The organism is Parapedobacter defluvii, assembly GCF_014642075.1.
Lineage (GTDB): Bacteria > Bacteroidota > Bacteroidia > Sphingobacteriales > Sphingobacteriaceae > Parapedobacter > Parapedobacter defluvii.
Window position 1 is genome coordinate 258,887 of record NZ_BMIK01000004.1, and the last position, 20,898, is coordinate 279,784.

17 protein-coding genes and 1 pseudogene are annotated in these 20,898 nt (G+C 47.4%); 6 read left to right on the plus strand and 12 right to left on the minus strand.

All coding sequences use genetic code 11. The features are described from left to right. Nucleotides 1–11: 11 nt before the first annotated feature. Nucleotides 12–554 (plus strand): hypothetical protein, encoded by a 543-nt coding sequence (locus IEX60_RS09240; RefSeq protein ID WP_188749803.1) that lies wholly within the window; start codon nt 12–14, stop codon nt 552–554. 228 nt (nt 555–782) lie between these two features. Here IEX60_RS09240 and IEX60_RS09245 read toward each other — a convergent pair whose 3' ends face one another. Then, entirely contained in the window at nt 783–1,070 is a 288-nt protein-coding gene (locus tag IEX60_RS09245) for an Rdx family protein (RefSeq protein WP_188749805.1), read from the minus strand. A 129-nt stretch (nt 1,071–1,199) separates the two neighbouring features. Between IEX60_RS09245 and IEX60_RS09250 the strand changes: the two genes are divergently transcribed. After that, nucleotides 1,200–2,018: a M48 family metallopeptidase gene (locus IEX60_RS09250; protein WP_188749807.1), complete on the plus strand. Its 819-nt coding sequence runs from the start codon at nt 1,200–1,202 to the stop codon at nt 2,016–2,018. Between the two features lie 76 nt (nt 2,019–2,094). Then, nucleotides 2,095–2,829, plus strand: a complete 735-nt coding sequence (locus tag IEX60_RS09255) for a DUF481 domain-containing protein (protein WP_188749809.1) — start codon at nt 2,095–2,097, stop codon at nt 2,827–2,829. 5 nt (nt 2,830–2,834) lie between these two features. On the opposite strand, the gene IEX60_RS09260 is transcribed toward IEX60_RS09255, so the two are convergent. Genes IEX60_RS09260 through IEX60_RS09270 form a run of 3 tightly spaced genes read right to left on the minus strand, consistent with a single transcriptional unit; the run spans nt 2,835 to nt 7,849 of the window. Beyond that, the gene (locus IEX60_RS09260) at nt 2,835–4,061 is read right to left on the minus strand and encodes a M16 family metallopeptidase (protein ID WP_188749811.1); all 1,227 of its coding nucleotides are present in this window, start codon (nt 4,059–4,061) and stop codon (nt 2,835–2,837) included. A 26-nt stretch (nt 4,062–4,087) separates the two neighbouring features. Further along, nucleotides 4,088–7,003: a TonB-dependent receptor gene (locus IEX60_RS09265; protein ID WP_188749812.1), complete on the minus strand. Its 2,916-nt coding sequence runs from the start codon at nt 7,001–7,003 to the stop codon at nt 4,088–4,090. Between the two features lie 21 nt (nt 7,004–7,024). Next, complete coding sequence (locus IEX60_RS09270; RefSeq protein ID WP_188749814.1) at nt 7,025–7,849, minus strand: hypothetical protein; 825 nt, start codon at nt 7,847–7,849, stop codon at nt 7,025–7,027. A gap of 170 nt (nt 7,850–8,019) precedes the next feature. Between IEX60_RS09270 and rnhB the strand changes: the two genes are divergently transcribed. After that, entirely contained in the window at nt 8,020–8,616 is a 597-nt protein-coding gene (rnhB, locus tag IEX60_RS09275; RefSeq protein ID WP_188749847.1) for a ribonuclease HII, read from the plus strand. On the opposite strand, the gene IEX60_RS09280 is transcribed toward rnhB, so the two are convergent. The 3 genes from IEX60_RS09280 to IEX60_RS09290 form a co-directional block, all read right to left on the minus strand. Next, nucleotides 8,603–11,083: a YfhO family protein gene (locus IEX60_RS09280; protein WP_188749816.1), complete on the minus strand. Its 2,481-nt coding sequence runs from the start codon at nt 11,081–11,083 to the stop codon at nt 8,603–8,605. The genes rnhB and IEX60_RS09280 overlap by 14 nt on opposite strands. A 111-nt stretch (nt 11,084–11,194) precedes the next feature. Further along, nucleotides 11,195–11,971, minus strand: a complete 777-nt coding sequence (locus tag IEX60_RS09285) for a murein L,D-transpeptidase catalytic domain family protein (RefSeq protein WP_188749819.1) — start codon at nt 11,969–11,971, stop codon at nt 11,195–11,197. A gap of 66 nt (nt 11,972–12,037) precedes the next feature. Beyond that, on the minus strand, nt 12,038–13,066 hold the full coding sequence (locus IEX60_RS09290; protein WP_188749820.1) for a L,D-transpeptidase: 1,029 nt from the start codon (nt 13,064–13,066) through the stop codon (nt 12,038–12,040). A 196-nt stretch (nt 13,067–13,262) separates the two neighbouring features. On the opposite strand from IEX60_RS09290, the gene IEX60_RS09295 reads away from it, so the two are divergent. Then, nucleotides 13,263–14,552, plus strand: coding sequence for an NUMOD1 domain-containing DNA-binding protein (locus tag IEX60_RS09295; protein ID WP_188749822.1), 1,290 nt, complete (start codon nt 13,263–13,265; stop codon nt 14,550–14,552). A 5-nt stretch (nt 14,553–14,557) separates the two neighbouring features. Here IEX60_RS09295 and IEX60_RS09300 read toward each other — a convergent pair whose 3' ends face one another. The 5 genes from IEX60_RS09300 to dnaG all read right to left on the minus strand — a co-directional run bounded on the left by IEX60_RS09300 (nt 14,558) and on the right by dnaG (nt 20,558). Beyond that, nucleotides 14,558–15,244 carry a potassium channel family protein gene (locus tag IEX60_RS09300; RefSeq protein WP_188749824.1) on the minus strand — a complete coding sequence of 229 codons (687 nt, stop codon included), beginning with the start codon at nt 15,242–15,244 and terminating at the stop codon, nt 14,558–14,560. A 49-nt stretch (nt 15,245–15,293) separates the two neighbouring features. Continuing rightward, on the minus strand, nt 15,294–17,072 hold the full coding sequence (locus IEX60_RS09305; protein WP_188749826.1) for a TrkH family potassium uptake protein: 1,779 nt from the start codon (nt 17,070–17,072) through the stop codon (nt 15,294–15,296). After that, entirely contained in the window at nt 17,072–18,115 is a 1,044-nt protein-coding gene (locus IEX60_RS09310) for a glutaminyl-peptide cyclotransferase (protein ID WP_188749828.1), read from the minus strand. Before IEX60_RS09310 ends, IEX60_RS09305 begins: the two co-directional genes overlap by 1 nt. 82 nt (nt 18,116–18,197) lie before the next feature. After that, nucleotides 18,198–18,563: a YraN family protein gene (locus tag IEX60_RS09315; protein ID WP_188749830.1), complete on the minus strand. Its 366-nt coding sequence runs from the start codon at nt 18,561–18,563 to the stop codon at nt 18,198–18,200. Next, nucleotides 18,564–20,558 carry a DNA primase gene (gene dnaG, locus IEX60_RS09320; RefSeq protein WP_188749832.1) on the minus strand — a complete coding sequence of 665 codons (1,995 nt, stop codon included), beginning with the start codon at nt 20,556–20,558 and terminating at the stop codon, nt 18,564–18,566. A gap of 23 nt (nt 20,559–20,581) precedes the next feature. Here dnaG and IEX60_RS09325 point away from each other — a divergent pair. Then, nucleotides 20,582–20,898: pseudogene (locus IEX60_RS09325) on the plus strand (hypothetical protein); the annotation flags it as partial.

Consider the following 20,898-nt stretch of genomic DNA (forward strand, 5'->3'; position numbering starts at 1 on the left):
AACTTAGGGCCGTGAATGCGGTATTCATTTGTCTGGTATTGAGCAGTGCCTGTCAGCATGAGTCAAAAAGCACGGTCTCGGCCACGGATATTAGAGATAACAAAACCGATATAGATTTTCAGCAGGATACAATTCCCGATCCGCATCGTTTCCAGTTTATATTTGGTGACTCGGTGAATCGTGCGTTTTTCTGGGACCAAGAAAGTACACTACGCGAAACCGGTAGTGAGGCGTTGCGGATGGACGGGCGATCCGTGTTATACATCGAGAAAGCTTCATTGCCATTTGGGCTGCGTACCGCATTGATGGATATCGAAGTGCTTGAACTTCCGCTTTTATTGCAAGTTGATGCGTTTGATAACGAAGCGGGACAATCCTTGGAATTATTTTCTGGTGCATTAAAGGTTGAAAAAAGTTACGAATCCTCCTTTCCATCTTTGGACACCCTGCGCGCCGGCGACCTTTATATGATTAATAAAGACATCGATTTATCCGAAAAGGAGCATTTGGATGATTTCAGCATCCAACACTGGTGGGAAACTTATTCTCAATAGGCAAGCAATACTCCTAACTAATGAAAGGTTTCCAAACGGGGAGAATGGAAACCTTTACTAACCAATTATAAACCTAAATTATGATGGTGTAAAGGTAATTTATTTTGTGATAATATCAAATAGTATGCTTAATTTTTAACATTATTTTAACAAATCGACAACAATATTAAAATTTTCCAAATTCATTTTCTATCGCAACGTATCGAATCTGTCTTTTCAGTCTTCCCTTCATTTATTCGTTGTTTTTTCCGAATGCCCTAACAGTTTGTCGGGGGCCACATGATCCCGGATCAGACGCTTCAGTGCCGTTATTTCGGGGAATCCACCATCTGTTTTCCGGTCGATAACGGGGTGTCCATCTATGTATATCGTGAATTTTCCCTCGGTTTCCGAGGGGCGTAGCATTACGCCATTCAATTCGTCGTTAAATGTGGTAAGCAGCTCGGAAGCTAAATAAACGGATCTCAGCATCCAGCCGCACTTCGGGCAATATTCGATCGTGATTGTTGGTTTCATTTGGAATAGAAATGTATTGAATCACGAAGATACGCAATATTGGTAAAGGTACCTTTGTATCGGCGGGAGGAAATTTTGGTATGGGTTTTGGTTGATTCCGGAGCACATACTCATATCTAATTTCATAACATGAAGAAACTGGTTTTTACATTCCTTGTCGCAGCTTGTTTGATTGGTGCTGCGAATGCACAGAAACTAAACCTGGGAAAGGCTGCGAGCGCGGCATCCAATAGTGTTTCTGCTTTCACGTTTACCAACGAAGATGCGATCAAGCTATCAAAAGAGGCTGTAAATTGGATGGATGAACACAACGAAGTCGCCGGCCCGGATGATCCATATACCCAGCGGCTGGAACGTCTGTTTGGCAAACATCAATCCCAGGATGGGCTGGCACTGAATTATAAAGTATATTTAGTGAGTGATATCAACGCCTTTGCGTGTGCAGATGGAAGTGTCCGCGTATTTTCCTCATTGATGGACATCATGACCGATGACGAATTGCTATCAATTATTGGCCATGAAATCGGCCACGTGAAAAATGAAGATACGAAAGACGCCATGAAAAATGCATACATGAAGGCTGCTGCCATCGATGCGGCGGGATCTGCTTCCAAAACGGTACAGGCTCTTTCCGATAGCCAGTTAGGTGAGTTGGCCAACGCGATGCTTGATGCCTCACATAGTAGAAAGCAGGAATCTGAGGCAGACGAATATGCTTACGGCTTCATGAAGCAGCACGGCTACAATGTGGTGGCCGCTTACACCGCATTCAAGAAACTTGCCTTGCTGAGTAGTGGCGACACAAATGTATCGGGTTTCGAAAAAATGCTGAGCTCGCACCCGGATAGCGAAAAACGAGCGGAGGAGGTAAAAGCAAAAGCTGAAAAAGATGGCCTTTGGCAAGACCCCGGTACCGTCGAACTACCACAAACCCGATTGACGGAATAATCACCCGGACTGTGGAAAAATAGGACAACCACCCGTGAAGGATCGCTTCCGGGTGGTTTTTCGTATTTTTGCTTATATGATCCGACGAATAGCTTGCTTGCTACCGCTGTACGTGACTACCATCACTACAGCCGTGGCACAATGGAGCGATAGCACTCATTATTACATACAACTGTCTTCGACCAATTCGATTAACCGGGCGAATGCCAAAAGTGCCTATCTTTTCAATAACGGATTGCGATTTTCGATCCAGAAGGAACGGGTGCGCCTCAACTGGAGCAATAACTGGCTCTATGGCCAGCAGGATGGCAGCAAGACCAACAACGACTTCTCGTCAACGTTTGATGCAAACTTTTACCGGCCCGATAAAAAGCTGTTTTATTGGGGATTGGCCAATTACAATACGAGCTACTCCTTAAAAATTAAAAACCAGCTATTAGCAGGTGCAGGACTAGCATACAGCTTTTTTGATACCGAGACTGCTTATTTCAATCTGAGTGACGGATTTCTTTTTGATGCAAGCAGCATTCTGGAAAATGATTTGCCTATCCACTACCAAACGGTACGTAATTCCTTCCGGGTAGCTTACAAATTTGTCATTGGTTCGTTTATCGTAGTTCAGGGCAACAATTTTTACCAACCTTCGCTTTCCAAGGCTTCCGATTATAACATTCGGCTTACAAACGATATCTCATTTAGACTAAACCGCTGGCTCAGTCTTAAGGCCGCCCTTACGTATAACCGTATTAACCGTACGGATAGCGAGAATCTGTTATTTACTTATGGTGTAGCTTTTGAACGGTATTTTTAATACCCCTATTCGGGAAAAAAACCTAAAGAAGAAAGGTTCTCCTCATCCAGGATTTCATTGGCAATATGCAGTAATTGTTGGGCATCTACGGCATCTATCTGGGCGAATACCTCCGCTAATGTCTGTACCCTACCATCGTCCATCAGGTTTTTGGCGAGTGAAATAATCAGGCTCAGGCGGTTTTCTTCAGCCAACGCGATCTGCCCCTTGAATTTCTGCTTTGCCTGGTGCAATTGCATGACGCCCAATTGATGCTCGCGGAGTTTACGCAGTTCACCACGGACCAGCCGCAGCGCTTTATCCGTTTTTTCTGCGTCTGTTCCCAAATAAATGTGAAAAATTCCGGTATCCGAAAGCGGTGTATAGCTGGACTCGATGGTATAGGCAATGCCATGTTTTTCCCGGACTACTAAATTGAGTTTCGAGGTCATTCCCATTCCGCCGAGTAAGTTGTTGAGTAACAGTAATCCTACCTTGTTGGGATCGTGTACACTATAGGCCATACCACCCAGCATGTAATGGGTTTGGTTGATGGGTTTTGGTATCCGGGTTTGCAGCGGTTCCGACCTTTGCGGTGGTATCCGGTCGCGGCGACCGGAAGCCCGGCATACTTTACCCAGGGTGCGTGCAGCCAACGCAGTTACACTACGTATGGAGTAGTTACCTGTAATCCCGACGATTATTTCATGTGTTTGGTAGTTTTTACGGATAAATTCAGCAATATCGTTACGGGTAAGCTGGGTAAGGTCGGCTTCGGTACCCAATATATTATGTCCCAGTTCATGCCCTTGGAATAACTGATCCTCAAAATCATCGAGGATGGAATCTTCGGGACTGTCAAGATAAGATGCCATTTCATCCATAATGACTCCTTTTTCCTTTTCCAGCTCATGTTCAGGAAATACAGAATGGAAAAACAAATCTTCGAACAGGTCCAATGTACGCCCCAAATAGGGGGTCAGAAAAGAGGCGTGAACGCAGGTATATTCCTTGGTCGTATAAGCATTGAGATCTCCTCCCACGGATTCGAGGCGGTTTAGTATCTGATGGGTATTCCGTTTCTCCGTCTGCTTGAATAACAGGTGTTCGATAAAGTGGGCCAGTCCATAATTACCTTTCCGTTCGTCCCTCGCTCCTGCGTTGATAAGCATACAAGCATGGGATACGGGTGATGCAACCTGGTGCAGAACGATCCGGATGCCGTTGGGGAGGTGAATAAGCTCGTATTCCATAGTTGCGCAAGATAGCAAATATAGGGTTAAAAACGACCACCTCCCCGTTGGTCTCCTCCCCATCCGCCACGGCCACCTGGCCCCCCAGGGCCATCGAATCCCATACTGCCCCCCGCAAAGTTGGAGAAACGGTATGACAACGTAAGCATGAAATAACGTGCCAGCCGATTGGTACGGCTGTCGATGATGATGTTTTCTGTGACACTGCGCGATACGTTGGTTTGCTCGTTCAGCAGATCAAACGCCTGAAAACGGATCGCACCATTTTTGCCTTTGAAAAATTGCTTTTCGATATAGGCGTCGATAATCATGGGATTGGCACCGACGGAACTGGTATATCCGTTGTTGGTTGTCTTAGCCAGGTCAGCACCGAAAATCCATGTGGGCGTGAGGTTTACCGTGCCGTTTAAAGTAAGTGCCCAGGTAGATACGTTATTGTTGGCATTGTTGCGCGAGGTAACTGTATTGGTGGTGGTGTTATAAGTATAACGTATGCCCGGTGTGATCTCCAGGGTTTCTTTGGGGTTATACCGGAAGTTGACATTTTGAGAAAAAACCCAGTTGCGTGCGATGTTCCGCAAGGTTTCCCAAGAAGGTGCATCCTGACCGGCTACTTGCGAAGACACATACGAAACGTTATTGTTATACATAATCATGCCGCCGAATGACAAGGTATAGGTACGGTCGGCAAAAGGTTTGGAGAAATTGTAAAATCCACGCGTATTATAAAATCCGTTGGTATTGAGGTATTCTGTGGCCTGCACCACGCCGATGGAGTCATTGAAAGATGTGGTGCGGTTGGTTACGATCTTATCTTCAGCCAACGATCCGGTGATACCGGCGAAGAATGAATTGCCGCCGCTGATGTTGAAGTTGCGGTAAAACATCCGCAATTCATGGGTAAACTCGGCGGAAAGATCCGGATTACCTGTTACCGGCGCATTGGCATTGGAATAATCCGTAAAGGGTTGCAGCTGGGTGAAGCTCGGTTCGTTTGCCCTTCCGGAATAATTGATGTTAAACCGCTGGGTGCGGGAAATTTCATATTCTACGCGGGCGACGGGCATCCAGTTGAATCCGGTTCGATGAATCTCGATCGCGTTCCCGTCAATGTTCCCTCCTCCCTGGAGTAAATTGGGTTGGGCAGCCACGCCAAATGAATAGTTCCATTTTTCTTTCCGGTAGCGGTAGCTGAGGGTGCCGCGGTGTGTGTAGAAAGTATAGTCGTACGTCCGGTTGTTGTTGTATTCGGGGTTGTCGATAATTACACCATCGATATCGTATGCATTGGCATTGCGATAGTTGTCGTACGATGCGAAATTGAAGTCATAACTCAATTCCAGGGTGCTGTATTGCCCGAGGGGTTCGATATAAGAGAGGGTTGCACCTCCGTTGAGGCTTTTGTTTTCCAGGTCGACCAAATGCTGTTGATAGACGCTATCAAGGTCCTCAATCGCCGTTTCATAGACCAGGGTGTTCAGTATACGCTCCTGATCCTGTTCTGTACTGGCGGTGTTCAATGAAAAGTTGAGGAAGATATTTCGGCCTTTATCGTTGAGCCTTCGGTTATACAGGCCGCTGGCGCCATAGTTTGGTGCATACGATTTACTGAGTTGGCGGTTTGTCAGATCATTAATCAGCTGCTCATCCTGCCGGTTTGAGCTCAATGACAAGTTATCCGCCCGGCTTTGGCGGAAGGTCAGGTTGGGCGAAAACTTGATGTAATTTTTGTCGTCAGGCTTGTATTCAATGTTCCAGCTGAAGCGGTGGTCATTTCCGATGCTGCCGTTGTTCATATTGCTGTTTGTATAGGTGGTGCCCCCGGGAAGTGGCTCTTCGCGAAATTCATCCGTTAGCGTGGTATTGTCGGTATGGCCGAAGCTGTAGTCGCCATACATCGTCAGTTTCGGGCTGAAATCCTGACGATAGTTTACACCGATGGATTGTGTATTGGTGAGGCCATTGCTGGCTCCGGACCAGCCGCCGAACCCGGAGCCGGCTCCACCGCCAAACCCGCGGCCAAAGCTTCCTGCACCGGGGCCACGGCGGGCTCCACCGCTGCGAACGTTGAAGTCAAACAGGTTGGCATTTACGTTATTCAGGTTGCTTAATACCGAAAGTTGCATTCCTTCTTTGAATTTGCCGTATGAACCGGTTACCTGATACCGCTCATCCGTACCGCCGCCCACGCGGAAATTCCCGAAATCGCCGTTATTTTTATCCGGAGCAATTTGCAGGTTCAACACGCGCTCGGGGTCACCACTGCGGTTGCCGGTGATATTGGCCATATCGCCGTAATCATCCACAATTTGTATGCGTTCGACAATCTCTGCCGGCAGATTCTGGATAGCGGCCTTGATGTCTCCTCCGAAGAAATCCTTTCCGTTAATGCGGGCACGGGTTACCGTTTCGCCCTGTGCCGTTACGTTGCCATCTTTATCCACTTCCACGCCGTCCAGCTTTTTGAGTGCATCGCCCACCAGTGCTCCTTCCCGTAACCGGAGGTTTTTAGTGGAATATTCCAGGGTGTCTTCTTTTACCGTAATGGGGGCAGCGCCTGTAACGGATACTTCGGCTAGCATCCGGCTGGATTCGTTGAGGCTGATGGGCAGCATCAGTTCGTTTTTGCCTCCCTCGAACGCGTACCGTTGTCGAAGCGTATCGTATCCCAGACTGGTTACCGTCAGTACAAAGCGGCTGCCCTTGATGTTGTTGAAGGAAAATAGGCCTCCACTGCCTGAACTGGTCTGTACCGAATCCTGGTCGGACACCAGTTTGATGGAAGCGCCTACGATGGCTTCCCCCCGCGAATCGCTTAACGTGCCTTGTACCCGTTTGTTGGTCTGCGAAAAACCGGGCAGCACGAGGAAAAAAAATAGAGCGGCCAATAAGGCCACTCGAATAACGGTTTGTTTAGTACCTGATTGATTGAAATTAGTCATTCGTATGTTCGTAAAATATCTTCATTCTTTGGCCAGTGGTGCCAAGACCCAAACGCCGGGTTCTTCACGCGGTTTAGAGGGTGCCTGCTGTCCGTAGCTGTAGGGATAGCCATAACCGTAGCCATATCCATAGGGATATCCGTATCCCCGCCTCATCATTGCGGGCGAACTGCCACTGCCGGGTATCATGACACCGTTTATTTTTACGTTGAATGCCAGCTCTTCGCTGGCGTCATCCAAGGACATCCCCAAGCGATCCAACGGTACAGCCATTTCCACGCATAATGCATCAGCCGTATCCAATGTAGCTTGGGCGTGAATGCCGTAGGTATTCTGCAAGGAGATTTGCCCATCGAGGACATCGTTGAACCGCATTACGTAAATCGCCCGTATGGCTGCCAGTGCTCCTTTGCGCATATCGTCCGGACGGTCGTCGTTGTCTGCTGACATGATCGACCGGAACGCCAGCCGGTCGGCAACCGGAAAGTAAACAGTTGGGCCTTCCCGTTTTTTCCCATCTGTATTGACCATGAAGGCAAGACCCTGTGCAAAAATCTGCATCTGCCGGTCTTTATCCACTACGCGCATGGCGATGTAGAGGTTTTCATCGTCGTTCTTGATGTGGTATCTGAACTTTTGGACGGCATGTTCATAGGTCAGCGAATCTTCCCACTCATCGAGCTTTCCATCAATTACAATACCGTTGGCCCAATCCAATGATTGCTGGATGTTCCCTTTATTGCGTTGGGCAAATACGGGACTCGCCATCATCACCATCAGTATCCCTATTTTACAAGCTTTCAAAGCCATTTGTGCTGCTACAATGTGCGTTTTTGACACCTTCATCCTGAGTAAGTTTAATTGTATAAAAATTATTACATGCGCGGTATTAAACCGGGTTCCGCATACTACAAACAAATGTATGCTTTTCATGCTGCGAAAGTGAGCATGCCGATTGTATATTGCGTGCAAGTTCCCTAAGTTTGTCTCCAGTGAAAACGAAGCAGAACGACACAATGCTACTTTCGAGGTATCAGGACATTTTGGTTGAGGCGGGGTGCGACGAAGCGGGCCGGGGTTGTTTGGCGGGGCCCGTTTTTGCGGCAGCTGTGATTCTTCCCAGCGATTTCCAACATGAGCTGCTTACCGATTCCAAGCAGTTGTCTGCGATACAGCGCGCCGAACTTCGGCCCATCATTGAAGCCAATGCGTTGGCGTTTGCCGTTGCCAGTGTAAGTCCGCAGGAAATTGACCGGATAAACATCCATAATGCTTCTTACCTCGCCATGCATAAGGCATTGGATACGTTAACCCTGAAAGCGGAATACATCATCGTAGACGGCAACCGGTTTATTCCTTATCAGCGAACGCCGCATTGCTGTATTGTGAAGGGTGATGGCAAGTATTTATCCATTGCGGCGGCGTCAATATTGGCCAAGACGTATCGCGATGAATACATGGAGGGACTTGCGGCAGAATTTCCGGAATATGGGTGGTGTCAAAACAAGGGCTATCCGACCATTCAGCACCGGAGTGCGATTCTGCAACACGGCTTCACCCCTCACCATCGACGCACATTCCGGGTAACGGACCCCCAGCTCAGCCTTTTTTAGCCGGTACGGCTTCGGTTTTTCTCCGTGTTTGCAGCCAGATAGCTGCTGCCATTCCCAATAGCAACGTGATGGAAGCGATCAGTGAAATGGTTTCACCCAAGTGGTAAGAAAGCGGTTTGAAAATGAATTCCACTTTGTGATTTCCGCCGGGCAACTGTAAAGCGCGCAGCACATAGTTGGCCCGCAGGATGGGGTATTCTTTCCCGTCCACATACGCTTTCCAACCCTTGTCGTACCATATCTCGGAAAACACAGCCAGGGCATCGTTGGGAGCCGAATATTCATATACCAGCCGGTCCGGCCGATAGGATGTCAGTTCGATCGAAGAATTTACCGGTGTACCCAGCCGCTTTTCATCCAGGAGGGATTTAAACTCTTCATTGATAAATGCCTCTTTTCGGGGATCAAACCCATTGATAGCCTGCATCTCCTCTTCGTTGTCTTTTACCAAGGTTACCTTCTCCACAAACCATGCATTACCAGCGGCTGTGTTACGGCGCTGGATGCGCTCACTGTTTTGGTTGTCATTGGTGATGAGGTAACGGGTGTTGAGCATATCCAGTATGTCTTCGTTGAGGGCACCGCTGAACTGCCGTTCGATGAGTTCCTGGTAGCGCATCAGTTTTGCTGCATGATAGCCTCCAAGGGATTTATGGAAATAAGAGGGGCGTGCATCGGCAAAAGGATTAGTCGTTAGGTCCAGTACGCGGTAGTTCGGATCTTTATCCATGAGGATGAGCTTGTCTACCTCACGTTCCCGGATAAACTGGCGGTTCACTTGCAGCTTGTCGACGAAACGGTCTTCATTCAGGTATCGTTTGTCTACTCCCCATAGGTCGATCAGCGTGAGCAAGCCCAATGCGATCACGCCTGTTTGTGCTTTAAGTTTATTTTTGATAAGCAGCCATACGATTGCGAAAGTAAGAACCACAAAGAGCAGCGAACGGAAAGCGTCTGCCCGTGCCAACGCCGCACGGTCTTTGACCAACGCCGCCATTACTTCATTTGCAAAAGTATTGTCTCGCAGCTGTTGGCCATATTGCTGAATAACCGCCTGGTGGTTTGACGTTTTGAAACTCAGAAACACATCCGGCAATAAAGCGATAAGTAACACCAAGCCGCCCACACCGTATAATACGTAGAGGCTCTTTTTATCTAAATTTTTGATCTTGCTTCCATTGGTAACAATTTCATTAACCGTTAGAACGGCCAGAATCGGTATTAGTAACGAGGCGATGATTAGGATCGATTCAACGGCCCTGAATTTATTGTACATCGGAAAATAGTTGAAGAACAAATCCGATACCAGCGGAAAGTGCCTGCCGAAAGAAAGCAACAGCACCAATAAGGTGGTGCTGGCTAGCCACCATTTAAGTGGCCCCTGTACAACAACCAGCCCCAGTATAAACAGAAATACGACCCCTGCTCCAAAATACCACGGCCCCGAAGTAAATGGTTTTTCGCCCCAGTAAGTGGGTAGGTTGGCTGCAAACTGCGCTGCTTGTGCCGGATCGGCACCCTTGCTGATAACCAATTTGGCTACGTTCGATTCGGCGTCCAACCGGGTATCCCCTCCCCCCCCATAAGCATTAGGTACCAGGAAGGTCAGGCTTTCTCCCACACCTTGACTCCAATCGTAAGCATATTCGCGGCTCACACCGTTGTCTGCGCGCTGCGCGTTTTCGGTCTTCAGATTTGCCTTCCCGCGCAGGGTTTCTTTACTGTATTCGTAGGTAGGCCACAGCAGCGAAGCATTTACCGCGACTGCTAGGATGACTGCCACGGCTTGGTACGCAATGGCCTTTCCAAATTGGAGCAGCCTTTTTTCTTTGATGGCGTGGTACAGCTCGATGACGACCAACACCAGCATGGCTAAAAAAAGGTAGTAGGTTACCTGGATGTGGTTTACTCGGATTTCAAGTGCCAGCGCCAGCGCCAATAATACCGTTCCCCACAGGTATTTCCCCCGGAATGCCAACAATATACCGGCCATGATCGGTGCCATGAATGCGATGGCATAAGCTTTGTTTGCATGCCCTGCTTCAATGTAAATAAAGTTATAAGAGGAAAATGCGAACGCAATGGCTCCGAGTGCGGCTAACCAAGGTTTGACCCTTAACACACAGAACAACAAATACGCACCCAGCAAGTATAGTAACACTACATCAATCGGGTGGGGAAAAAATGCTTTGAAACCATGCAATAGGTGGGTAGTCAGGTTATTGGGTAATTCGATCAATACTTGATACGAGGGCATTCCGCTGAACATGGAATTAGTCCACAGCGGCATATCTCCGTCACGGGCTTTGATATCCAGAATTTCTTTTTGTCCGGCTTGAGCTTGCAGCACATCGTTTTGATACAACACCTTGCCCTGCCAGGCAGGGGTCAAATAAAGAAAACAAATGGCGATGAAAACGCCGATGACCGCCAGGTGGATTGAATTGTTATTGAACCAGTTCTTCATGTATCCCTGTTGAGTTTCAAACACAAAGTGCCAAAAATAGGGATTAGATTTGAGATGTGGCACATCAGTGCCGATTAATTAGCAGATAATCGGAAGAACGTTGATGGTGGGTTAAAACCGATGGTCCGAATTGTGCTCACGTTGTGCCAGCAGGGTCTCCGAAGGGTTATCGATGTTGTTTTTCAGTACTTTGCTATTGGTCAGGTATTCGTCATTACCTGCATACACAAAAAGCAACGATCCATTTTTGATAGCATCGATGATCGGCTTATTCAGTTCCCTGGGCAGCGCCGGACAGCCGTAACTTCTTCCTAGCCTCCCGGTGGTACGAATCACATCTTCGCTGCAATAGTCTGCTCCGTGGATGACCACCGCCCTAGCCATCGCTTGATCATTGATGCCGGATTCCAAGCCTACCAGTCGAAGCGAATACCCATTGCCGCCCTGGTAGGTTGCATCGGTCAGATAAAATCCCAAGGAACTTTGCAGGGAACCGTGTTTGTTAGAGAATCTAGTGGCATATTTTTCTCCGCTATTCCTGCCATGGGCAACGATCGTATGAAACAGTAGTTTTTTGTTTTTCAGATCCAATACATACATCCTTTTCTCCGTGGAAGGCAAGGTGAAGTCTACCACGGTGAGGATATCTTTGTTTTTGGCCGGGAGGGTCCGATAGCCAATCATGGCCTGTTCAAACGCCTCGTAATTAAGCAGCGATTGAAGGTGCAGACTGTCATAGAGTTTTTGGGTCTCAGACAGTTCAGAAGAATGGACAATGGAATCGACTTGCTTGGTTTTGGATAAAGTACCCCCGCTTTTCGCAGGAAATGGATCGAAACCCCAGCCGGCAACAACCGCAAAAAGTACTACCAACAACAACTTATTCATACGCACGCTTCTTTGGTTCGGGTGCAAAGTTAACAATAATATTGGATATCAAAGTGTTAAATAATATCAATCTATTACGATGATTAACGATTGAAACGTTTTGGCCCAATCGTAGATGAATTTAGCATGTGAAGAAGCGTTGCGTACGCACATGTGCGACCGGGGTACGGTTCCCAAGGAGGCACTGTATTCGATGATGCGTGCGTTCGGGTTTTGGGTGGGTACACCATGAATGTACCCTCCGTTGGTGAAACGGCTGGCATACGGTGCATATCCCTGTATGGTTTTTGTGCCGTCTTTCAGGTATAACATCTTGGGTTTCTTTTCCTGGAGCACAAAGATGCCTGTAGGCGTTTCCTTTGAGTAAGGAGGCTTATGCATTCCGGATGTGGCTGGATTCATGCTCCGTATCCGCCAGGACGTTTCTTCCGAACGTTCGATCGTGCAGATGTTTTGATTGGTTACGTCTACCACCACGACGTGGTTAAACGCTACCGTATCCCCAATGGTCTTTACGTAACGTTTCGGCACTTCCCAGGTTCCTTCAAAAGACAGGCCCGCAACTTTGATCATCGGAATCGTATCGCTGCTCAACAGTTCGACCAATGATCCATCCCGTCCGTATAACACTGGAACATCGTGATTTCCCTCCTTATACAGCGGAACGGATTGATAACGCTCGGTACCCAATGTATCTGAAACACGTTTATAGGCATTCCGGAGATAGTTGCCTACTACAGGTGCTTCACCGTTTTTATTTTTATAATTCTGTAATACGGCATAGTGCTTTTTTTCCCGCTGAAAGTTGTCAATAAAGGCTAACTTTTCTTTGATTTTATCCCATTGAAAGACACGGTTTGTGTCTTCATATGGATACTCATCCGCTAATGTATAATTGTCAAACGCGAAATCTTTGGTGAGCTTGATATCAGCCGCTGTGCGGGGGCGCTTACGCTCTTCCTCTTCGGCTTTTTTTACTTGCTCCAATGAGTCAGCTTTCCGCTTTTCCGCTTCTTTTTGTTGGGTGGCTCGCTCGTTGCATGAAAAAAGAAACAGCGCAACGGGAAAAATGATCAGGTATCCTGCTAATCTCATATGTGGCTAAATGATTGTTTAATTGTATTCGGTCTCATTGCCTTAAAAGACCAAACACTGAATCATTAAACAGCAAAATCACGGAAGAGTTTGTACCGGTTACTTGTATTGTTAATTCCCGTAGTAATTTTTCTATTTTGAGAATATTTTCTATATTTACCAAGTTGTTGCTAGACCACTATCTAAATCTGTGTTTATGAAAAAGACCAAGTATCCATTCCAAGACCTGTCATGGGAAGATTTACCAGAAGAAAGATGGAAAGATATTCCCCAGTTGAAGGGGCATTACCAAATTTCCAATAAGGGGAGGGTGCGCAGGGTGACGCACTACCGGATATCTCCTCGGGGGGTCCGTATACCGGTACCCAATTTAATGTTGTGTCAGCAAGCCAAGTCAACCTATAATTCGTTTACGCAAGACTATCGATTTAATTTACGTTTTTCAGCCACGGTAAATAAGAGCCGCCACTACATTACCACCGCCCGCATGGTTTATCATTGCTTTGTGGAAGCGTTTGACTTAGCTGATTCCCGCTTGGTTGTGCTATATAAAGACGATGACTCCTTAAATATTTGTGCCGAGAATCTTGAGTTAAGTAATCCGAGCGAAAAATTTGCACGGATGATAAAGCAAAACCGATGGAAAAACTCATTTGCCGAATTAGATCAAGCCGCCAAACAGGCCATGCGGCAAAAAGCAAAGCAGTATTATGCCCAAACCGGTGTGCACGAAATCAGCCAATACGATTTGAATGGGAATTTCATCCGTACGTATCCGGATGCATCGGAAGCGAGTAAGGCGGTAAAAATAAGTGCTTCACATATCAGTTCCGCAGCCAAGAATCGGGGTACGTATACGGCTGGAGGTTACATCTGGCGACGTGGAAAGTCATCTCAGGTTGATATCGCTGAACTGATGAATATGCCGGGCATCCACTTAAGTCCGTTAGCAAAAAACCTGAAACGCATCGGGCAATATAATCTTCAAGGCAACCTGATTCAGACCTATGCCACCATTGCGGAGGCGTGTGCGGCGCTGGGGATGAGTAGTTCATCCAGCTTACGTGCCGTATTAAATGGCAAGCGGCATACGTGCAAGGGCTATATTTGGCGACGCGGCGATGCCGCCCGTATTTCAGTAAATGGTATTGCCTCCGGCCGATCCCTCCGTTTGTCCACCCTATCGGCGGAAGCCCGGAAAGTCACCCAGTATAACTTTGATGGGTTCCGCCTGCAAACGTTCAGTAATGTACACATGGCCAGCAGGGAGACGGGTATCAACCGTTCTACCATACAGCGGGTATTGAGTGGGAAATACGTGACGGGCGGAGGCTATCTATGGCAATACGGTGAAGCGCTGCACATGGACCTGCGGCCGCTGAAAAAACATCCGCGTTTTGAACAATCCAGACTCGGTGTGTATAGGAAAGAAAAAAGAGAACAGAATAAACGAAAGAAAAAAATCCGGCAGCATCAGCCACATTGAATCACTTATTCTCCTTTTTGGATTAAGCGGGTGATGTCCTTCAGTTCACCAAACAATACCAGGATATCACCTTCGGCCAATACCGTATCGGAATGGGCGATGCCCGTCGCTTCCCGGTTCACCTTGGTTTTCCCATCTTCCAGCTGTTCGGTGGATTTGATGGTGGTTAAGACAATCACTTTGTATTTGTTGGTCAGATTCGCCTCTTTCAGTGTAAGGCCTATATATTTTGCGGGTACTTTGGTTTCAATGATGCTGTATCGTTCAGAGACCTTGAAAGAATCGACAATATCCAGGTTATCTAAACGCATAGCGAGCCGGGCGGCAGATTCTTCTTCCGGCATAATATACTCGTCAATATCCATGGCCTCCAAAACCGTTTTTTGCAAATCCGATACCACACGCCCGATGATGCGTTTTACACGCAGTTGTTTAAGCAGGGCAGTTGTAAGAAGTGACGCGCCTTCGTCTTCGCCAATGGCCACGATCGCCGCGTCAGCATCTTTGAGCGGTAAGGCGCTCATGGCGTCGGCATCCGTGCTATCCATTCGCACGGCATGTGTGATTTTTTCCTTCAATTCTTCAACCTTGCTCATCCGGTTGTCTGCACCAATCACTTCGTGGCCGAGTTCAGTAAGGCGAATGGCCAGCGCCCGCCCGAAATTTCCCAGGCCCAATACAATGTACTTCATGACAATAAATTCAAATCACCTAACAAGTCCCCACATTTATTCCTACTAACTAAAAGAGCACCTTCTCTTGGGGATATTCATAGCTTCTGTTTTTTACATTTTTGATCAGTGCCACCAACAGCGTAAGCAGTCCTACACGACCCATGAACATGCATCCGATGACAATGGCCTTACCCGCCGCACTCAGCTGTGGGGTGATGCCTAAACTCAGCCCACAGGTTGCGTAAGCTGAGAAGCTTTCAAACGTAATGGGCAACAATCCCAGGTGGCCGTCGGTAATCGATAAAGCAAAGACAGTGGTTCCAACGGCAAAAATGGATAATGCAATAATGGCAAACGCCTTGTTGACGGAATCCGGTGCAACATGCCTGCCAAAAATCTCCAGCTTATCCTTACCCCGTGCGAGACTGACAATATTCAATATTGCTACTGCAAATGTGGTTGTTTTGATACCTCCGCCTGTTGATCCCGGTGCGGCGCCAATCCACATGAGTAAGGTAGCTAGCATGATGGTAGGAAACGACAGCATGTTCATGTCCACCACGTTGAATCCTGCGGTACGGGAACTATTACCCATAAAAAATGCGGCGACCCACTTACCCCATAACGTGGGATGCTCCTGAAGGGTATTTCCATATTCTAAGATAAACGTCAGTACCGTTGAAACAACCAATAGTATACCGGTCATCCATATAACCAGGCGTGTGTTGAAATTAATAACCCATGCCCGATACACATAAGGTTTATTGGCAATCAGCTTCTGAAAGAAGCTGATGACCCACCGTTTGGCAAAGGTGTATACATTGAATACGATTCCAAAACCAAAACCTCCGGCGATGAACAAACATGCCACAACAAGTTGGACACCGTAATTGTAGCGGATGGAAGCATGGTACAGACCGTCAGTCGCCGTGGAGAATCCGGCGTTGCAGAATGCGGAAACAGCATGAAAAACGGCAAAAAAAACACGGTCTCCATTGGATTCGAAATCGGATGCTTCTGTGCCGAAAAAGATGAATACCGCGCCGATAGCCTCAAAAAGCAGGGTGAGAAAGATAATCTTTAGCAGCGTGTTGATGACGGATGCAACTTTGTTCTGGCCTAGAAATTCACTATACATCAACTGGTTCTTATAAGAAAAGCCGCCACTGAAAAAATATCCGAAGAACCCCGTAAAGGTCATAATTCCCAAACCGCCCAACTGGATCAAAATTAATAATACAGTATGCCCAAAGGGCGAAAATGTAGTGGCTACATTAATGGTGGACAAGCCTGTGATGCATACGGCACTGGTGGCCATAAACAGTGCGTCGATAAACCGCAGGGAATGTTCAGCTCCGGCCTTAGGCAGCATAAGCAATAGCGTGCCGATAAAAATCAGAAAGAGAAAACTGATAACAAATAAAATCGTCGGATTGAAGTAAAAATTATCGAAAAACAGGCTGTTTTTGGAAAGTTCGGTGAGAAAGACAGCAAAAATACCCAAATACAGCCACTCCGGCTGTCTGAGGAAATTAAAGAAATCGTTGCTGCTACTACGGCCGATGGTGACCAGCATAAAATAGATGATAAGTGCGATACCTCCGTAATGCGACACGGAAATCTGACGCTTGGCAGCAATTGCTAACGTAGTCCGGACTAAACTCAGGAAAAATAAACCATAGAATGTCCAGGGGATGGATGATTCGAAATAACGCCCGGTAACCTCATTGGTGTTATAACCGATATGGAACAGGATAGCTAAACAGCAGGTCAAGCTGATGTACAACATCACCCGGTCTACCGTTTTTTCCCGGTATTTAAAAATGTATCGGAGGTCGCTAAGCATTACCGGGCTACCAGTTCAATCTCGTAAAGTTTAGGCCAATTTTTGCCGGTTATAAAAAGCCGCTTACCTTCCCGTTCATACGCGATGCCATTAAGCTCATTGTCGGATTCCTTTTTGTCGGGGTAAATACCGATGAGATTGATCTCTCCTTCGATTGCTCCGGTATCCGGGTTGATGATGACGATGATATCTTTGGTGTATACGTTGGCGTATATTTTACCATCAATGTATTCGAGTTCATTAAGGCTATCCATAGGGCCCTTGTCGTTGTATACTTCGATGAATCCTTCTTCTGCGTAGGTATCCTTGTTGAGAAAATAAAGCCGGCTGCTGCCATCGGATTTGATGAGGCGCTTGCCGTCGTAGCACAGCCCCCAGCCTTCGGAGCTTCGTCCGTAGTTGAACTCTGCAGTTTTGGTTAAGGTATTCTTATCGTAAACAAAGCCGACCTTTTCCTGCCAGGTAAGCTGGATCAGCTTATCGCCAACGATGGAAAGCCCTTCACCGAAGCTGTTCGGGCTTAAATCGGTCTTTTTCAGTATCTTGCCGGTTTTATAATCGACCTGGCGGATAGAGGATCTACCTTGTTGGCCGGTACTTTCATAGAGAACACCTTGATGATCAAATTCCAGTCCTTGGGTATACGCTTGGGGGTCGTGTGGATATTCCTGAATGACCCTGAAACCATAGCGCTTGGGTGAAGGGGGGACCACCACTATGTTGCTGTAGGCGACCTGCTCTTCTCCGCCATGATAGAGCTTGGCACTGAGTGTGCGGCTGCCGAAGGGTGCTTTTTCGGTATCCAGGGAAACCGGTGTGCTGTCGGTTTTCCGGGCTAATACTTCTCCATCTATGGCATAGATTACGGAGTCAAATGACGAGATTTCGGAGGGAAACACTAACTTCAGCGGAATAGACTCGCCTTTTTTGACGAGCGTGCCTGCTTCGGGCGTGTCAAACCGGAATTTCGATGCTTTCTTTTGTGTATTGCACGATGCAATAAACACAAGTAACACCAAAGGGAAGTAAATTATTCTATTCATAATCGCAAACTTAGTTATTCTGATTTGCCGCACAAAGCGACAAGGTAAGCTACCCGCCTGACGCCAGGCTGCTGCAATGCAATTAACCCGGCCAGAAGGCATCTCTTATTAACCGTGTGTTATACCGGTTATTTTCTTTTGAATACAGGATGGATACGACGTCAAACCGGATCTCTCCACCGTATCGGTTGGCAGCGATGTACTGGTTGGCTGCACGTACTAATTTCGCTTGTTTTGCAGCATCGACAAACTCATATGGCATACCGTAAGCAGCGTCTGCCCGTGTTTTGACTTCGACAAAAACAAGAATATCCCGTTCTTCAGCAATGACGTCTATCTCCAGGTTTTTGTAACGCCAATTCCGGCAACGGATCCGATACCCCTGCTGTTTCAGCAGCTGTACTGCCACCTCTTCTCCCTGTATGCCGGTTTGTAGCGAATTCGACATTTATTTAATTACAATAGTGCCTAGTTTATCAGCTATTAGCTTTGATACATCTTTGAGTTTTTGATAATTTGCCAGCATTACTTCCATATTGGCCTCGTCGGTTTCTGTCTTCAGTTCCTCTCTGATGCGAAAGATTTGTTGTTCGACTTTTCGTTTTTTAAGGCGATAAATGGCTCCGTATACCAGATCTTCCAAGCGCTCTGACTCATGAGAAACATAGATCTTTCGTTTTTCGTCGTTCCAATTGGGACTAAGGCTGTATTTGATGGCGAGTAAATCGATCGTTAGATCCGCAATTTGCCGGTTGGGATGGGTGATAAATATCCGCTCCTCGGGTAGTTCCTCGCGTGCTATGTATTCCCTGTAAATATGGATTATCGAGCGGCATGCCGGATCGTCAAACGAAGTATCTGTAAGTCCGCTCAACAGAAGTGGAGCAATGGGGATGTCGCCACTGCTTTCCCAGGTTGCGGGCTGGTTTCCGTAGTGAAGCAATATGCGGACGATTTCACGTTCCTGCAATACATCCGACGAAATACCCTCCCCCGGATTGTCGCTGTCTACCGAGGGTGTGAATGCAGGTGCATCTGGCTGGGAAGGGATGGGATCTGGCTTCCGGTCGGATTTCTTCGCCTGGCCGATGCGGATTTTATTGAGCTCTGCAATGAGAAGCCGCTCTTCGATTTCCAGCAGGGAACTGCATTCCCGAACGAATACCGAGGCCTTGATCGCATCCGGGATCAAGGCGATGCTGGCGACTACCTCGTGGATTACTTCCGCCCGTTTAATGGGGTCGTTGCCTGCATCGCGTAGCAATACATGGGTCTTATAGAAAATGAAATCTTGCTGGTGCTCGGCGATGTATTGTTTGAATGCGGCAGAGCCGTAACGTTGTACATACGAATCCGGATCATTGCCATCTGGAAAAAGCAGCACTTTTACATTGAGGCCTTCCTCCAGCAGCATATCGGTACCACGCAGGGAGGCTTTGATGCCAGCCTCATCGCCATCATAAAGGATCGTTACATTTTTTGTATAACGTGAGATGAGCCGTATCTGTCCGGAGGTAAGCGACGTGCCCGATGAGGCGACCACGTTTTCGACACCGGCTTGATGCATCGAAAGTACATCGGCATACCCTTCCACCAAATAACAGTTGTCTGCGTCCAGGATGGGTTTTTTGGCAAAGTATAGCCCATAGAGCACATCCGATTTATGATATACTTCGCTTTCGGGCGAATTGACATATTTAGGGACCTTTTTGTCTGTTTTCAGGGTTCGGCCACCGAATCCAAGTATCCGGCCGGTAAGATTGTGGATGGGAAACATGACCCGTCCGCGGAAGCGGTCATAGGCGCTTCCGTCTTCCTTGCGTATGATGAGTCCCGTTGCTTCCAGAAATTCATCTTTATGCCCGTCTGCCTTCGAACGGTCATAAAGTGCGGTCCAGGCCTCCGGCGAATACCCCAATTCAAACTTGCGGATGATGTCTTCCCGGTAGCCCCGCTCTTTGAAGTAATTGAGGCCAATGGTACGGCCTTCTTCGGTATCCCATAATGTTTCCCTGAAAAATTTACCTGCCCAGTTGGTAACGATAAATAAACTCTCGCGCTTGTCTTGTGCCGCAACCTGCTCGGGTGTACGCTCGCTTTCTTCGACTTCTATGTGGTATTTCTGGGCAAGGTACTTGAGTGCTTCGGGATAGGAGTACTTCTCGTGCTCCATTACGAATCGCACCGAATCGCCCCCGGCACCGCATCCGAAGCATTTGTAGATGCCCTTACTTACCGAGACATTGAACGATGGGGTTTTCTCATTATGAAACGGGCAAAGACCAATGAGAGAGGTTCCCCGCTTTTTTAAATCCACAAAATCACCCACTACTTCTTCAATACGGGCAGTATCCAATATTTTATCGACAACCTCTTGCTTGATCACTCCACTCTTGATTTGGTAAGGTAAAATTAACGAATAAGGGATAAGTAGCAAGGACATTGGCAAAATATTCCATTTTGTAGTTGACTAACGACAAAGGATTAAACTTCCAATCGGTTAATTTTCTATTTTTGCCGCACAAAGAGGCACCGGAGGGTTGTCATTTTAGTCTGAAAATTATGGAAATCAAGAATATCTGTTGCATCGGTGCGGGTTATGTCGGCGGCCCGACGATGTCTGTCATCGCCCAGCAATGCCCGCACATCAGGGTCACCATCGTGGACATCAACGAGCAGCGTATCGCCGCCTGGAACGACGCGGATCTGTCGCGTCTTCCGGTGTACGAACCGGGTCTTGCCGAAGTGGTGGGCGAAGCCCGGGGGCGGAACCTGTTCTTCTC